Raw genomic sequence first — 15,397 nt, 5'->3', positions numbered from 1 at the left:
ACTAACTCAGTAACCAGCTCATGAACCACCACATGATCGGTAAAATACTGCAAGCACGCTACCAAATTGTCCAAAACCTGGGTTCAGGGGTATTTGGACAAACATACATTGCTGTAGATATCAATTACCCACATCAACCTAAATGTGTTGTTAAACAACTTAAGGTTAACAGTTTCCACTCTAGTCAACTAGATACAATCAGATTACGTTTTCTGACAGAAACTGAAACCCTCAAGCACTTGGGACAACACCCCCAGATTCCCAATTTCATTGCTTGTTTTGAAGAAAATGAGCGTTTCTACTTAGTACAAGAGTACGTCGCCGGACACGCTTTAACGGCGGAATTGCCAATTGCTCAAAATTGGGGTTCTCTGTGGCGCGAAGATGAAGTTATTACATTTTTAGAAGATGCTTTAAGTATTTTACAGTTTGTACATTCGCAAGGTGTGATTCATTGCGATGTTAAACCAGAAAATTTAATCAGACGTGCTGTTAATGGCAAATTAGTTTTAATTGACTTTGGTTCTATCCAGTCAGTTAATTTCGGTATAGATGAACAATTATCTATCTATCAGGTTCCGGCTACTTCCTTGGGATATATACCACCAGAGCAATTTATTGGTAAAACTCAAATTAATAGTGATATCTATGCTTTAGGCATGATTGCTATCCAGGCTTTAACTGGGTTGGAACCACTGCAACTAAAAATAGATCCTGATAGTAATGAAATTATTTGGCGTTTTGCTGATACGCCTGTGAGTGACTATCTAGCGGCAATTCTCAGCCAAATGATTCGCTACAATTTCCAAGAACGCTTTCAGTCTGCGGCTGAAGTGTTGCGTGTCCTCCAACAAATGAAATGGGAAACATCCTTGCCACAACTTTTGCAAACACAACAGATAGAATATAGGCAAGAACCTAATTCTGATCAACCATCGCCGCTAATCACAGGAATGAAGGTAGGACTAGCGGTTAATACCTTATTAATGGGACTGGGAACTTATTCATTGCTGAGTACTTCTCCAGCCAACACAGAGACAGAAATTTTATATAAAGCTACAAAAGAATATCAAGACGGCGATTTAAAACGAGCGATCGCTCTAGCTAAACTCATACCTTCTCATAGTAATGTATATCCAGATGCTCAAGCCACCATAGACGAATGGCAACAGCAATGGCAAACAGCAGCCAAACAATATTCCCTAGCTGAACAAGCATTACTTGAGAGTAGATGGTCAGATGTTTTTGTTGCTGCAAGCGAAGTTCCTAATATTTCATATTGGCAATCTAAAGTTAAAGATGTAGTGGAGAAAGCCAATGTCAATATCGAAGCCCAAACACAAAATTTATTAGCCAAAGCTTATGATAAAGCCAGAGCTAAAGATTTTTCCTCAGCATTAGAATATTTGCGTCAAATTCCTCAAGAAAGTTCTGCTGGTGCTTTGGTACAACAAAAACTGGCTGAATACAACCAGAAAAAACAAATTAGAGCCGCCTATTTTTTACACCAAGCTCGTAAACAGGCATTAGCGGGTAACTTTAATCATGCGGTCAACTACCTCCGCAAAATTCCTCAAGGTACTCCTGTTTATGCCCAAGCTCAAGCTAAACTCAACGAGTATACCCAAAAGCTACGCCCACAAATCCAAAAGGCTAAGTCTTTGATTGCTCATAATTCAGTTATTCAAGTCGGTAATGTGCAATCTGAAATTCAACTACCAGAAGTAAATATTCGCTAAGTAGAATATAGGGGATAGGAGGAATAATTTATTACTGGTCTGGGTTTAGGGTGCGGACGATTAGCGCAATTACTAAGCCAATATATTGTGATTGTGATTGAGACTGACAAATCATGGGGAGTGCAAATAATCAGGGGATTGGCTGGTGGTTTCTACCAAAATTGACCTGCTACAGTTTAACTCTATTGCTGAGTGCAGTTTTACCCTCTGATGCTGGGGGAGTGACACTGAGAAAGCAAGGGCTACAGATAGCACAGCAGCCAGAAACCACTCAACAAGATGCAGCTCGCGCTGCTGCAAAACGTGTTTTTCAAGAGGGGATGCAGCTAGAACAACAAGGAACAGGAGAATCACTGCGACAAGCGATCGCAAAATACCAAGAAGCACTCAAGCTGTGGCAACAAGTTGATGATAAACTCTCAGAAGCTAGTACCCTCAACAATATTGGCTTGGTCTATGGCTCATTAGGAGAAAAGCCAGAGGCCCTCAAATACTACAACCAAGCTTTACCTATACTCCGTGCCGTTGGGAACAGAGGACAAGAAGCCGCCACCCTCAATAATATTGGCTTAGTCTACGGCTCATTAGGAGAAAAAGAAGAAGCTCTTAAATACCTCACTCAAGCTTTACCCATAGGTCGTGCAGTGGGGGATAGAAAAGAAGAAGCCGTCACCCTCTCCTATATTGGCGGTATCTACAACTCATTGGGAGACAAAGAATCAGCACTCAAATACCTCAACCAAGCTTTATCAATACTCCGTGTTGTGAGAGACAAGGGAATGGAAGCCAGCACCCTCATTAATATTGGTAGAGTCTACTCCGATTTAGGAGACAAGGAAGCCGCCCTCAAATACCTCAACCAAGCTTTACCCATAGGCCGTGCAGTGGGGGACAAAAAAATAGAAGCCCGTACCCTCAACGATGTTGGCACTCTCTACAGCGCATTAGGAGACAAGGAAGCAGCACTCAAATACCTCAACCAAGCTTTACCCATAATCCGCGCAGTAGGTGAGAGCAGAAGGGAAGCCACTATCCTTCACAATATTGGTGGTGTCTACAACTCATTAGGAGACAAGGAAGAAGCACTCAAATACTATAACCAAGCTTTACCAATACGTCGTGCAGTGGGGGACACAGAAGGGGAAATTGTCACCCTCTCTAACATGGCTGCCCTACAACACAGTCGGGGTAATTTACAAAAAGCCCAAACACATATTCAATCAGCTATTAGAATAATTGAAGATTTACGAGCCAAAATAGCTAACGAAGAACTACGTGCTGCTTACGTTGCCTCAGTCCGAGCCTATTACGAGTTCTATACCTATCTGCTGATGGAACTGCAAAAAAACTAAGCTGTTACGCATTTAAATTTTATATTTCGCACTCAGGTTGTCAAAAGTCCAAAGTCCAGAGTCCAAGCTAGCCTTTGACTCTGGACTCTTGACTATAGACTATGGACAGCCCTGACTTAGAACTTACGCATGAAAACGAAATATCAAGGGTTTGGACAAGAGTGTAGGGCTGTCAATTTAAAACCCCTACACCCCTAAACCCCTAAACCCCTACACCCAGTCTCAACAGACAACCTCGGTGCGTAAGTCCTACTACTAATCAGCGCTGACTCAAGCTATCGTCACCTCTGGCGACAAATAAACGTCCTGAATAGCATGAAAGAGTTTCACCCCTTCCTCAAAAGGACGCTGGAAAGCTTTTCTCCCAGAAATTAATCCTGTACCACCAGCCCGTTTATTAATAACTGCGGTGCGGACTGCTTCGGCAAAGTCGTTTTTGCCGGATGCACCCCCAGAGTTAATCAAGCCTGCGCGTCCACAATAGCAATTGAGTACTTGGTATCTCGTTAAATCGATGGGGTGGTCGCTGGTTAAATCTGTATAGATTTTTTCATTAGTTTTGCCGTAACTCTGACCTGTGGCTTTGGCTACTGCACCATAGCCATTATTATTTTCGGGCAACTTTTGTTTAATAATGTCGGCTTCAATTGTCACACCTAGATGATTTGCTTGTCCGGTGAGGTCAGCTGCAACGTGATAATCTTTGTCTTGTTTAAAAGCGTTGTTCCGCAAATAACACCAGAGAATTGTGACCATTCCTAGTTCATGGGCGCGCTTAAAAGCCTGGCTGATTTCTTGAATTTGTCTGGTGGACTGTTCGGAACCAAAATAAATTGTCGCACCAACAGCCACAGCCCCCAAATTCCAAGCCTGTTCTACATCAGCAAACAATACTTGGTCAAATTGATTGGGAAAGGTTAACAATTCATTATGGTTAAGTTTAGCAATGAAAGGAATTTTGTGTGCATATTTACGCGAAACACTACCCAATACGCCCAAAGTTGTAGCGACAGCATTACAACCACCAGCGATTGCTAAACGGATGATATTTTCTGGGTCGAAATAAATAGGATTGGGTGCAAAAGATGCTCCGGCTGAGTGTTCAATACCTTGGTCTACTGGCAGAATAGAAAGATAGCCAGTATATGCCAAACGACCTGTAGAATAGAGCTGTTGGAGATTTCGCAGGACTTGAGGATTGCGATCGCTATTTAACCAAACTCGATCAATAAAATCAGACCCTGGTAGATGTAATAAGTCTTGAGAGACTTTAGCTTTGTAAGTCAGCAAGTCTTCTGCTTCATGCCCTAGCAATGACTCGATAGAATTAGATTCTAAGAGTGTGGTAGTCATAAGGGTTTCCTCAAATCTGAGAAAATGATTTTGCTTTCAAGATAGCATCTTACTAGTTTTAAACGTTTACTTGAAACCTTTCTCTGCCTTTTTAGGTATCTTGCCTTTGGGCTTAGATTTGTGAACTTCTGCAACTGCTTCCTGAAATAATTCATGCAGGTGTATCGGCACACTAGCAATATCTGGTAAATCTGGCTCAAGTGGTTTATTGAACTCTTGTAAAATAGCATCCAAATCATTACTTATCTTGAGACCTGGACGTTGTAAAACAACTTGTAAAACTTTTTCCAAGGAACTGGGGTACTGTTCAGCTAAACGATGCCAAATAAACGCATTAATATTCTTATTTTCTAGATAATAACGAACTAATTTTTCCGCCCCATCAACACTTTGCCAATCTTCTGTTGATAACAAATTTTGAAACTTATTATATGTTGGTAAAAACATTTGTCCCCAACGGGGATGAGAAATAGCTGTTACCTGTTCGGCTTTTTTCAGTTCCGCAGGTAAATCAACTTTTGGCATCACCATTTTGGTATTACCACTTTTATTATTCAATATCTGGGAAACTAGCTTGGCATCTGCACCAGTTTCTTTAACAGCGGCTTGAATATCCTCTTCTTGAACACCAGCTTCTATTGCTAATTCACTCAGAGATTTTGTTTGGTCAATTCCTAAATCTGCCAAACGTTTCTCTGTAATTAATTCTTGAAATTCAGCTATCTTTTTATTTAGTTGATATCCAGGTAAAGTAATTTCATCACTGCCAAAAAAGTCAATAAAATCCTGATGATATTGATATACAGAATTCCAGGCTGCTTCTAGGACATCAGGCGCATCACTGTAAAGATGATTCTTATAGTTTTCTTTAAAATTACCAATAGCTACAGCTAATTTTGGTTTGCCCAATTTACCTAACAATGTATATGGACTAGAAAATGTCCAATAATTATCGGTAACAGGAGAAATGCGAGTTAGTAAAATCTCGCCTATTTTTAATCGTTCAATCGCTTGTAACGTTTGGGAATTATTTGGCTTAACGATATAAGATTTATTCGTTAACCAGTTGAGCAATTCCAAGCCATCAGGTAAAATTTGACTAATAGCAAATAAACCCATAAAGCTACGATGCCAACTGTTGAGAAGATGGCGATCGCTCTGTGATAAGTTTACCTGACTAGCGATGAATAAATTTAGTGGCGACTCATCACCGACTTTTCCCTCAATCAAAAAGCTGTCAATGGTTAAGTCTTGCTGTGTATTATCCCCACTACCACGGCGTAACCTTTCTGCTGCATAGGTTTCTAACGCTTGGGCTATGTCACCCTCCGCATCCAGAACAAAATCCATTAAGGCTTGTTTAAGTTCGTGCGATCGCTCTAATATCTCATCCACAGGTCTATTTCTACAGTGCAACAGTTGTAGATTAAGCCTTTCCAGAGAATGACAGCATCTAGCAATAGCTAGATTCGTAAAAATATATATTGAGAAAGTTGACTAAAATCAGTGCTTTGTGCAGAGTTGTGTTACCGTGGGCGGGGCGATGAGCAGCGTCCTCAATTATGAGTTTTTCATAAACTACATACAAGATATTACACAAGGTGCTAACCAATGATTGCAACTCCCAGTTCTAGCTATATTTCCTCTGAAGAATATCTCAAAGCCGAAGACAGCAGTTCCATCAGGCCTGCATATCGCCAGGAAGAGATTGATGCAATGGCGGGGGCGAGTAATACTCATGTAGTCATTTCTCTGAATATGGCTTCTATGCTGAAAAATCATTTGCGTGGAAGCGGATGTCAGACTTACATCTCAGCCACCAAAGTCCATATCGAGTTATTGGATATTTACTACTATCCCGATGTTACCGTTACTTGTGACCAGCGAGATAGAACATTTAATAACTTTCTCCGTTATCCTGGCTTAATTATCGAAGTCTTATCTCCCAACACCGAAGCCTTTGACAGAGGAGAGAAATTTGCTCACTACCGCCAAATCAAATCATTACAAGAGTATGTACTCGTGAGTCAAAATCGCCAAAGTGTAGAGTGTTTTCGCCGCAATTCCGAAGGACAATGGGTACTTTATCCCTACGGACAAGGAGAAGAAATACATATAGCTAGTGTAGATTTGCGCTGTGCGATCGCCAAGGTCTATGAAGATGTTACATTTGAAGTAGCTCAAGCTGCCAATTAAAAGCGATCGCAAAACAAAGCTTAAGACTTGGGAAGTTAGCCCTGTAACAGTTTAGCCTCATGAAAGCTAACTTAGTATTGAATTGGTGAAGCGTGAGTTTATGACAAGTGTAGTTCAATCTCCCTACAGTAGCGAACAGATAGCCGCTTGGTTGCGTGGATTGCTGACAATAGCTTGGGCTGATGGTAACTTTGATGAGCAAGAAAAAGCATCAATTGCCAGCATTACGCAAGATGAATTAGCCCCTAGTATCGAGTGGGATTCACTGGAAGTAATCACACCAGAAGAATTAGCAGAGGTTTTGGGTAAGAATACTCCAGTAGCAGAAAACTTTTTGCGTACAGCTGTTATGGTAGCGATCGCAGATGGTACCTATTCTCCCAGCGAAGATCAAGTCCTGCACAAATTATGTCAAGCCTTAGGAGAACCAGAAGACATCCTGGAAGCCTTACGCCAAACTTTAATAGTCAAAGAACCAACACATTCCCCTGCACTAATCGCACCTCACGCCCCCCCTTTAGAAGTACTTGACCCCCTCCGCGACTGGCTAGATGGGTTAGACATTCAAGACCCCAGAGTCGCCCGTTTTTTATGTAAAATGATTCCCTCCCAATGTCCCTTTGAACGGGATGTAACCCTATTCGGACGCAAAATTGTTCATATTCCCCCCTTATGTAAAATCAACCCCTTGTATGAACAACTAGTAGGGTTACGTTTCCGCGCCCTCTCCTATTTGGCAGATGAATGTAAAGAGGACGTTTCGCCTTATATTTAGTTGTTAGAGACGCGATTCATCGCGTCTGTACAGTTGTCTCTGGCAAAGAGTGACTACTTCGGCGTAACCTGTTAAGTAGATCAACTAAAAAAACATAAACTTTTGCTGATGCGTTACGTTGTGAAGAAGACATCATGATCAATGGAAAGCATTCCAACGAACGACTAACCAATAAGCATTGACGACTGACAACTGACTACTGACAATTGACTAAATTATGCAATTTATCGACCAAGCACAAATCGAAGTAGAAGCTGGTAAAGGTGGCGATGGTATCGTCGCTTTCCGGCGTGAAAAATATGTACCTGCTGGTGGGCCTTCTGGTGGAAATGGCGGACGTGGTGGTTCAGTCGTTTTCGTGGCAGTAGAAAATCTGCAAACCCTGTTAGACTTCCGATATAAGCATATATTTAAAGCAGACGATGGAGGTCGTGGCGGCCCCAATAACTGTACCGGCGCTTCGGGAAAAGATTTAATTGTTCAAGTTCCCTGTGGAACCACTATTTATGATGCGGAAACAGGTGATTTACTTGGTGATTTAACTCAACCTAACCAACAACTACTTATTGCAGCAGGTGGTAAAGGTGGTTTAGGAAATCAATACTTCTTGAGTAACCGTAACCGCGCCCCAGAATACTCTCTTCCAGGATTACCAGGGGAAAGAAAACTACTCCGTTTAGAATTGAAATTATTGGCGGAAGTAGGAATTATCGGTTTACCCAACGCAGGTAAATCAACATTGATATCATCTTTATCGGCGGCGCGTCCGAAAATTGCTGACTATCCCTTTACAACCCTCATCCCCAACTTGGGTGTAGTACGCAAACCCACAGGAGATGGAACAGTATTTGCCGATATCCCTGGCTTAATTGAAGGTGCAGCCGATGGTGCAGGATTAGGGCATGACTTTTTACGTCACATTGAAAGAACGCGGGTACTCCTGCACTTAATTGATGCTACCAGCGATGATGTTATCAGAGACTACAACACAATTGAGCAGGAATTGCAAGCTTACGGACGGGGTTTAAGTGAGCGAATGCAGATTGTAGCCTTGAATAAAATTGATGCAGTTGATAGGGAAACTGTAGACTTAGATGCACTAGCCACCCAATTAAATCATCTTTCTCACGCCCCAGTTTTCCTAATTTCTGCGGTAACTCGCACCGGCTTAGAACCAATGTTACAAGAAGTTTGGGGAATTCTTGACCAAGTAAATGCTCTTGAGGAAGCAGAAGTTTTTCGCTAACAGCAAAATAGCGAGTTATTCGTAAAAAAACCTGCGTACCTCCGCGCTAACCAGCCTGCGGCAAGCCGCAAAAGCGTCTACCGCGTCCCTCTGCGTTCATAAAACCACCATTTCCCAGGAATCCAGTAAAATCTCAATCATGAATTGAACCATCAGGCATAATAGCTCCCTGTAGTTCAGCATCTTTGAGAATTGCTCCTGTTAAGTCTGCACCTTGCAGATTTGCTTTTCGCAAAATGGCACTTTCCAAATTTGCGTAACTCAAGTCTGCACCTTGCAAGCTAGCCCCGCTTAAATCCGCCGCCAGATTTCCCCACTGAATTGTCCGACCAAAATTCGCTCGACACAGCTTTGCACCATCTAAATTGGCGTGATGGAGAGAAGCCGCTCTCAGGTCAGCGTAGCTTAAATCTGCCCCAGTTAACTGAACATAGCCCAAATCTGTACGCTGGTTGGAACTGGGACGTAAATCTGCTTGAAAGAGTAAGCAACGACAAAGATTAGCACTATTCAAATTAGCTCCGCACAAACTAGCCTTGATTAAGTTGGCTTCTTCCAAACGAGTCTTGACTAACTTTGCACCTGTTAAATCTGCTTCGCGGAGGATGGCGCGATACAAATCGGCTTCACTCAAATCTATTCCCCAGAGAATGGCTTCGCTCAAGTCTGCTTCTCGTAAACAGGTGTGGCTGAAGTTGCTCTTACCAAGTCGCGTCTGACGTAAATCGGCGTAGCTCAAATCTGCACCTGTAAGGCTTGCATTTGTTAATTCTACTTCTTGCAGATTGATATGCTGAAAGTTGCGTTTGCCAGCAGCATAATGTCTCAGAATTTCACCCACATTCATAAATAATTCAAATTCAATAATTAATAAATTTAAAGGGTATGATACCAACTCTTTAAATTTCTTTTCTTCTGATTCTTGGCTGGTGCAGATGCTCCTGTCTAGTATTTGTCACTAGATGAAACTTCAATGGTATGAGCTTGAGTGAGTTCTGTCATCAGTTCTGGGACAGATATGATGTCTTGGGTATAACCAGCATTTGCGCCCGAAAAAATTAAACCATTTTCCACATCGCCACGGGCTGCTTGAGCAAGTGCTTGCAAAAGGCAATAAGTTTTTCCATGATCTCGACATAAGCACGTTTCTAAACAGTTAGCAATACATCGCTTTTCTAAGTTTGATGAATTACTCATTACCTGTTCTGTAAACAAATTATGTAAAGCACGACTGGGTTTGCCCACTGGACTTGGTACAGTCACAATATCTTCTGGCTGGGCTTGTAGATGATAATCTTTATAACGTTGGTCGGCATCACATTCTACTGTGGTCACGAAGCGCGTACCAATTTGCACACCATCAGCGCCTATTGCTATCATCCGATCAATATCGGTGCGATCGCTAATTCCTCCACTCACAATCAATGGTATCCTTGCACCTAAATGATTTTGGCAATAATCCCGCAGTTGCCGAATCACCAATTCAAGAGAAAATCCCGGAATATTCACTTGCTCACACTGGGTAAAATGTCCCCCTACCTGCTGGCAATTCTCCACAATCAACGCATCCGGTAGACGATGATACCGACTTTGCCAAGTTTCACAAATCAACTGCGCTGCTTCCAAATTCGCCACACTCGGCACTAGTGCCACATCGGGATATGCTGCGGTGTACTCTGGTAAAGCTAGGGGTAATCCTGCACCAGTAATGATGATATCTGCTCCTTGGGCAGCAGCTGTTTGGGCTAATACAGAATAATCTTTGGTAGCAACTAGAATATTTACCCCAATCACCCCATCGGGGCTGATACTACGGGCTTTTGCTAGTTCATCTATTAAAGCTAGGCGATTGGCTGTAAAAAAGCTGCGTTTTTTGCGTTTGTCAAAATAGGGCGAATCTAAACCCAGTCCCAAAGAAGCAATCACGCCCACACCCCCAGCATTGGCAACGGCTCCCGCTAATTTTGCTCCCGATACCCGCACGGCCATTGCCCCTTGAATGATGGGATGGCGGGCAATGTGTTTACCAATCCGTAAAGGCTGGAGGATACGGGTTTTTACAGAACTATTCATTCATTAACTAAATAACTTTAGAGTAATTTTAACATCTCGGTGTCAATTGTCATGCGGATAACATTTATGTACTCAGCCGAAAAATTTTACTTACTCTGCTTGACAACTATATTACTATAAAGTTATATAATAATTGTACGACAAGTTACACCCTTGTCAGTTGATATTTCACTCTTACATTCGCAATCATCACCACAAATGACAACACTTTTAGAACAGCGTAGTAGCGCTAATTTATGGCATAGATTCGGTAACTGGATTACCAGTACGGAAAATCGAATGTATGTTGGTTGGTTTGGAGTACTGTTAATTCCCACAGCCTTAACTGCGGCGATTGTCTTTATCCTTGCGTTTATTGCCGCGCCACCAGTTGACGTGGATGGCATTCGTGAACCAGTATCAGGTTCTCTGCTCTACGGTAATAACATTATTACTGCTACTGTAGTACCAACTTCAGCCGCTATTGGCCTGCACTTATACCCTATATGGGAAGCGGCTTCTTTAGACGAATGGCTGTACAATGGCGGCCCTTACCAAATGATTGTCCTGCATTTCCTGATTGCCATCTATGCTTATATGGGTCGGCAATGGGAACTGAGTTATCGCTTAGGGATGCGTCCGTGGATTCCTGTAGCTTTTTCTGCTCCCGTTGCGGCCGCAACAGCCGTGCTGTTGATTTATCCCATTGGGCAAGGCAGTTTTTCCGATGGGATGATGCTGGGTATTTCTGGCACATTCAACTTTATGATTGTGTTTTCACCGGAACATAATATTCTCATGCACCCATTTCACATGATTGGTGTAGCTGGAGTCTTTGGTGGGGCATTATTCTCGGCAATGCACGGTTCCTTGGTGACATCTACACTAGTGCGGGAAACCTCAGAAGTAGAATCAGCCAATACTGGCTATAAGTTTGGTCAAGAAGAGGAAACCTACAATATCGTAGCTGCACATGGTTACTTTGGGCGGTTAATCTTCCAATATGCCAGCTTTAACAACTCCCGTTCTTTGCATTTCTTCCTAGCAGCTTGGCCGGTAATTGGTATCTGGTTTGCGGCTTTGGGTATCAGCACCATGTCCTTTAACTTGAATGGGTTTAACTTCAATAACTCAATTTTGGATCACCAAGGACGGACAATTGACACTTGGGCAGACCTGCTTAACAGAGCCAACTTAGGGATTGAAGTGATGCACGAGCGAAATGCTCACAACTTCCCGCTAGATTTAGCGTCTGGTGAAGTTCAACCAATTGCTTTGGCTGCTCCAGCGATCGCTAGTTAGTTTCTCCTGTGTATACTGCTTAGTAGATAGCACCCTAATTTTAGGGTGCTTTATTTATTAGATGACTATGTGATTTTTAAAAAATCGGTGTTTTCTCTTGAAGGGCTTTCAGACTCTTAGCCTGCTGTATTAAACGTTGACTAATGCGATCGCATACTAACTCACAAAGTTCAAATATCATTGGATCAGTAATCTCGTAGTAAGCGCTAGTACCCTTAGGCTGACGAGATACCAGACCTGCTTGAGTTAAAACTTTCAAATGCTTAGACAAATTTGCCTGTCCTAAGCCAGTCGCCTCCGCAATTTCCATGACATTCATCGGCCCTGACTTGAGACAAGACAAAATCTGTAATCGACTGGACTCCGATAGTACCTTAAAATAGTCAGCAACCGCCACAAGAACAGACGGATCAGCCTGGGATGGCTTTGTTTTTGGCATAGTGAGATTTAATTGCCGACACAAAAAGCGTTTAATAACTAGTTGGTATTATAGCTAAATACGATTAAAGTTTGTCATCAGTAGTCAACCGTCAACCGTCAACCGTCAACTGTTGACCACGGACTATTGATTAATCCCAAACACTGACTCAACTGTTGACTTAATCGAATCCCTCGCATCCTTGAGAGTCTGAGTAATGGGGTGCTTAGTCTGCAAAAATACCCGCGCACAGTTGCGTCCTGGCATTCCCGAAATCGAACCACCGGGATGAGTACCTGCACCAGTGAGAAATAAATTATCGATGGGGGTTTTGTAGTTAGCTATTTCTGGCAAGGGACGGAAAAAGACCATTTGATCCAAGGTCATATCAATGTGGTAATAATTACCTTTATATGCACCTAGTCTTTCTCCCAATTCCGCCGGGCTTTCTACACGCCGGGCAATAGTTGATGTTTTGACATTTGGCGCATAAGTTGCCAATTTATCAACAACCTTGTCTGCAACTTGGTTTTTCAATTCGTCCGTCCAACCAGTACCTTTGAAACCAGTACCTTCTGCACCAGCGATTTGATAAGGGGCGAAAAATTCAATCCACACAGTATGTTTGCCAGAAGGTGCTAGTGTGGGGTCGAGATAGCTAGGCATAACTACATACATCGATGGGTCAGAATCAGGAATTTCTCCCAAGGTACATTTACTATGTGCTTGTTCCACATGGGCTACAGAATCGGCAATTAAGATAGACCCAACCAAGTATTCATCTTTATGAGCGTGGAAAGGAAAGCGCAAAGGTTCATCTAATGCCAAATCTATCTTCAGAATGGTTTCATTATTGTTGACAACGCGCCGTTCCAATCTTTCCCATAAATCCGGGTCGGCTGCATCTACATCACTTTTATCGGTCATTTGCAAAAATAACCGTTTTGCGTCGATGTTAGAAATCACACCATATTTAGCACGATATTCTGTACCACCGCCCACTCGCACACCAACGGCTTTACCATCATCAATCAAGACTTTTTCAACGTGTTGGTCTGTGAGAATCACACCGCCTTTACTTGTGACCAAATTCACCAAAGCTTTGATTAATGCGCCAGTACCGCCGCGAGGTCTAGCCATCCCAGGATTGTGACGCATCGCCATCATGATTGCACCGATGGCAATGGTTTTCTGAGACGGAGGCGCGCCGAGTTCTGATGCTAATCTTGCTAAGGGTGCTTTGAGAAATTCCGAATCAAACCACTCATTGAGAATATCTTCTGCGCTGGTTAACATATTGCGAATGAAGTCCAGCGTTTTGTTAGGAGAACCGATGACTGAAAATAAGTCCTTGAATTTCGTGATATCGTAATTACCAACAATATCGATAATTGATTTTGGCGGGGCATTAAACATAGGAATCATTGCGCCTATTGCCCGTTGCCAATATTCGGTAAACTCGGCATATTTTTTAGCATCACGTTCGCTATACCGAGCGATTTCTGCACAAGTTTTTTCTAAAGATTTATGAGCTAAAAAATACTTGCCATCAGGATGAGGACAGAAAACAACTGGATCACACTCTAAATATTCCAGGCCATATTTCCCCAGTTCTAATTCCTCAACAACTGGCCCCAGGTGAATAAATTCGTGGTCAATCGCACACAAATTAAATTTAAATCCTGGTGCTTCTTTTGGCAGACACTCCTCTGTTGTAGCTGCACCACCCGGAACAGAACGCTTTTCGAGCAGCAGGACACTATAGCCAGCTTTCAGCAAATAAGCGGCGCAAACTAGCCCGTTATGTCCTGCACCAATCATTACAACATCATACTCTTGCATATTTGTTATCTTGAATTAGAGTGGCTTGATAATATTACAAAGGGTAAAACGAAATTACAACCTTGATAGTTATTAGTAAATAAACTACAGGTAATTTTACTGGTATTTTTAATCGGAATTTTCCATGATTGATTCTGGTAATTGAGCGAGATTTACTTCTAATAAAAGTATCAATATACTTTGGCGAATTTCCATATTTTTAATACGAATCTTCATGCCTTCCCAAACAAGATAAGGGAGATTTACTAGTTCTTGAGCTTTCTGCACCAATGTCATAATTAATTCTAAAGAAACCCCTTCTCCTTGAGTACAATGGAAACTTTCTAATATTATAGGTTGGGAATGAGTTCGGGGACGAAGCATAGCAGTAAAACCAAGTGATCGCCGATGATTCTTCTCTTTTAATAAAAAATTACCGCGAAAGCCCATCTGTCCATCACTAGGCAAAAATATTTGCATATCTTGCATTTCAAAACTAATAATTTCTCTATCCACTTTTAACTCGAAATCTTGCATAAAATTACGAGTAAAATCAGATGTAAGTGCAGAATTAATATCGGCTTCTGTGAGAATGACACGAGCAGTTAAATTTACAGGCTTATCTAGTTGAACTTCTCCAAAAATGGCACTTAGTGGATTGATAGCAATACTATCTGTTTTTACTTGGATTTCTTGAACACGGATATTTTGTTTAGTTACTAAGCCTTGACCACTAACTGTCACGCCATCAGCTTGTCCTTGAACTACTTTTAAAATATCAGTTTGGACATAAATGTCAATTTGCTCGGCTGTATCTAGCTGATTTGATATGCTTCTTTCAGCTACCTGAGATATTAACCTTTCTTCTAAATTCTGCTTATCTGGCATGAACTCATATTTTCCTAGTTTCCTCTCACTAATAACTTTAAACTCTAAATGTTCAATATCGGATCTGCAATATGGTATATACAAAAAAACAAATAGTTCCTGTTAAAACATTTTTCAGGCAAATCATTAATATTCAATAAGCCCTAAGAATGATTTATTAAGGTTTAACCATCCTTGAGAAATAATTCTTCTTGGAGTTTTTTCTGACAAGGTTGTACTCACAAACTATAAATCCCCGACTTCTTGGAGAAGCCA

13 protein-coding genes are annotated in these 15,397 nt (G+C 41.8%); 6 read left to right on the top strand and 7 right to left on the bottom strand.

The genetic code is table 11. The features are described from left to right. Positions 1-20 precede the first annotated feature (20 nt). Both GSQ19_RS13250 and GSQ19_RS13245 read left to right on the top strand, forming a co-directional pair. Positions 21-1,739 (top strand): serine/threonine-protein kinase, encoded by a 1,719-nt coding sequence (locus tag GSQ19_RS13250; protein ID WP_011318407.1) that lies wholly within the window; start codon positions 21-23, stop codon positions 1,737-1,739. Positions 1,740-1,852: 113 nt separating this feature from the next. After that, complete coding sequence (locus GSQ19_RS13245; RefSeq protein WP_011318406.1) at positions 1,853-3,091, top strand: tetratricopeptide repeat protein; 1,239 nt, start codon at positions 1,853-1,855, stop codon at positions 3,089-3,091. 270 nt (positions 3,092-3,361) lie between these two features. Here GSQ19_RS13245 and GSQ19_RS13240 read toward each other — a convergent pair whose 3' ends face one another. After that, a complete protein-coding gene (locus GSQ19_RS13240) occupies positions 3,362-4,444 on the bottom strand; it encodes a class I fructose-bisphosphate aldolase (RefSeq protein WP_011318405.1) in 1,083 nt (360 codons plus the stop codon). A 66-nt stretch (positions 4,445-4,510) separates the two neighbouring features. Beyond that, on the bottom strand, positions 4,511-5,839 hold the full coding sequence (locus tag GSQ19_RS13235; protein ID WP_011318404.1) for a hypothetical protein: 1,329 nt from the start codon (positions 5,837-5,839) through the stop codon (positions 4,511-4,513). A gap of 216 nt (positions 5,840-6,055) precedes the next feature. Between GSQ19_RS13235 and GSQ19_RS13230 the strand changes: the two genes are divergently transcribed. The 3 genes from GSQ19_RS13230 (at position 6,056) to obgE (ending at position 8,661) form a co-directional block, all read left to right on the top strand. Further along, positions 6,056-6,640, top strand: coding sequence for a Uma2 family endonuclease (locus GSQ19_RS13230; protein ID WP_011318403.1), 585 nt, complete (start codon positions 6,056-6,058; stop codon positions 6,638-6,640). A 100-nt stretch (positions 6,641-6,740) separates the two neighbouring features. Then, complete coding sequence (locus GSQ19_RS13225; RefSeq protein WP_011318402.1) at positions 6,741-7,415, top strand: Mo-dependent nitrogenase C-terminal domain-containing protein; 675 nt, start codon at positions 6,741-6,743, stop codon at positions 7,413-7,415. Positions 7,416-7,632: 217 nt separating this feature from the next. After that, a complete protein-coding gene (obgE, locus tag GSQ19_RS13220; RefSeq protein WP_011318401.1) occupies positions 7,633-8,661 on the top strand; it encodes a GTPase ObgE in 1,029 nt (342 codons plus the stop codon). A 133-nt stretch (positions 8,662-8,794) separates the two neighbouring features. Here obgE and hetL read toward each other — a convergent pair whose 3' ends face one another. Continuing rightward, the gene (hetL, locus tag GSQ19_RS13215) at positions 8,795-9,508 is read right to left on the bottom strand and encodes a heterocyst differentiation pentapeptide repeat protein HetL (protein ID WP_011318400.1); all 714 of its coding nucleotides are present in this window, start codon (positions 9,506-9,508) and stop codon (positions 8,795-8,797) included. Between the two features lie 98 nt (positions 9,509-9,606). After that, complete coding sequence (locus tag GSQ19_RS13210; RefSeq protein ID WP_011318399.1) at positions 9,607-10,734, bottom strand: NAD(P)H-dependent flavin oxidoreductase; 1,128 nt, start codon at positions 10,732-10,734, stop codon at positions 9,607-9,609. A gap of 198 nt (positions 10,735-10,932) precedes the next feature. Between GSQ19_RS13210 and psbA the strand changes: the two genes are divergently transcribed. Further along, entirely contained in the window at positions 10,933-12,015 is a 1,083-nt protein-coding gene (gene psbA, locus GSQ19_RS13205; protein WP_011318398.1) for a photosystem II q(b) protein, read from the top strand. 76 nt (positions 12,016-12,091) lie between these two features. Here psbA and GSQ19_RS13200 read toward each other — a convergent pair whose 3' ends face one another. From GSQ19_RS13200 to GSQ19_RS13190, 3 genes are all read right to left on the bottom strand, one after another. Continuing rightward, a complete protein-coding gene (locus tag GSQ19_RS13200) occupies positions 12,092-12,454 on the bottom strand; it encodes an ArsR/SmtB family transcription factor (protein ID WP_011318397.1) in 363 nt (120 codons plus the stop codon). A 123-nt stretch (positions 12,455-12,577) separates the two neighbouring features. Next, a complete protein-coding gene (crtO, locus tag GSQ19_RS13195) occupies positions 12,578-14,275 on the bottom strand; it encodes a beta-carotene ketolase CrtO (protein WP_011318396.1) in 1,698 nt (565 codons plus the stop codon). Between the two features lie 108 nt (positions 14,276-14,383). Next, entirely contained in the window at positions 14,384-15,142 is a 759-nt protein-coding gene (locus GSQ19_RS13190; protein ID WP_011318395.1) for an LmeA family phospholipid-binding protein, read from the bottom strand. Positions 15,143-15,397 lie beyond the last annotated feature (255 nt).

The sequence above is a fragment of the Trichormus variabilis 0441 genome, assembly GCF_009856605.1.
Taxonomy (GTDB): Bacteria; Cyanobacteriota; Cyanobacteriia; order Cyanobacteriales; family Nostocaceae; genus Trichormus; species Trichormus variabilis.
Note: the sequence above shows the minus strand (reverse complement) of the source record. Positions and strands in the feature narration are given on the sequence as shown.

Coding starts and splice junctions, on each gene's coding strand:
- obgE (WP_011318401.1), top strand. CDS start 7,633: ATGCAATTTATCGACCAAGCACAAATCGAAGTAGAAGCTGGTAAAGGT.
- crtO (WP_011318396.1), bottom strand. CDS start 14,275: ATGCAAGAGTATGATGTTGTAATGATTGGTGCAGGACATAACGGGCTA.
- GSQ19_RS13190 (WP_011318395.1), bottom strand. CDS start 15,142: ATGCCAGATAAGCAGAATTTAGAAGAAAGGTTAATATCTCAGGTAGCT.
- GSQ19_RS13225 (WP_011318402.1), top strand. CDS start 6,741: ATGACAAGTGTAGTTCAATCTCCCTACAGTAGCGAACAGATAGCCGCT.
- GSQ19_RS13240 (WP_011318405.1), bottom strand. CDS start 4,444: ATGACTACCACACTCTTAGAATCTAATTCTATCGAGTCATTGCTAGGG.
- GSQ19_RS13210 (WP_011318399.1), bottom strand. CDS start 10,734: ATGAATAGTTCTGTAAAAACCCGTATCCTCCAGCCTTTACGGATTGGT.
- GSQ19_RS13245 (WP_011318406.1), top strand. CDS start 1,853: ATGGGGAGTGCAAATAATCAGGGGATTGGCTGGTGGTTTCTACCAAAA.
- psbA (WP_011318398.1), top strand. CDS start 10,933: ATGACAACACTTTTAGAACAGCGTAGTAGCGCTAATTTATGGCATAGA.
- hetL (WP_011318400.1), bottom strand. CDS start 9,508: ATGAATGTGGGTGAAATTCTGAGACATTATGCTGCTGGCAAACGCAAC.
- GSQ19_RS13250 (WP_011318407.1), top strand. CDS start 21: ATGAACCACCACATGATCGGTAAAATACTGCAAGCACGCTACCAAATT.
- GSQ19_RS13200 (WP_011318397.1), bottom strand. CDS start 12,454: ATGCCAAAAACAAAGCCATCCCAGGCTGATCCGTCTGTTCTTGTGGCG.
- GSQ19_RS13230 (WP_011318403.1), top strand. CDS start 6,056: ATGATTGCAACTCCCAGTTCTAGCTATATTTCCTCTGAAGAATATCTC.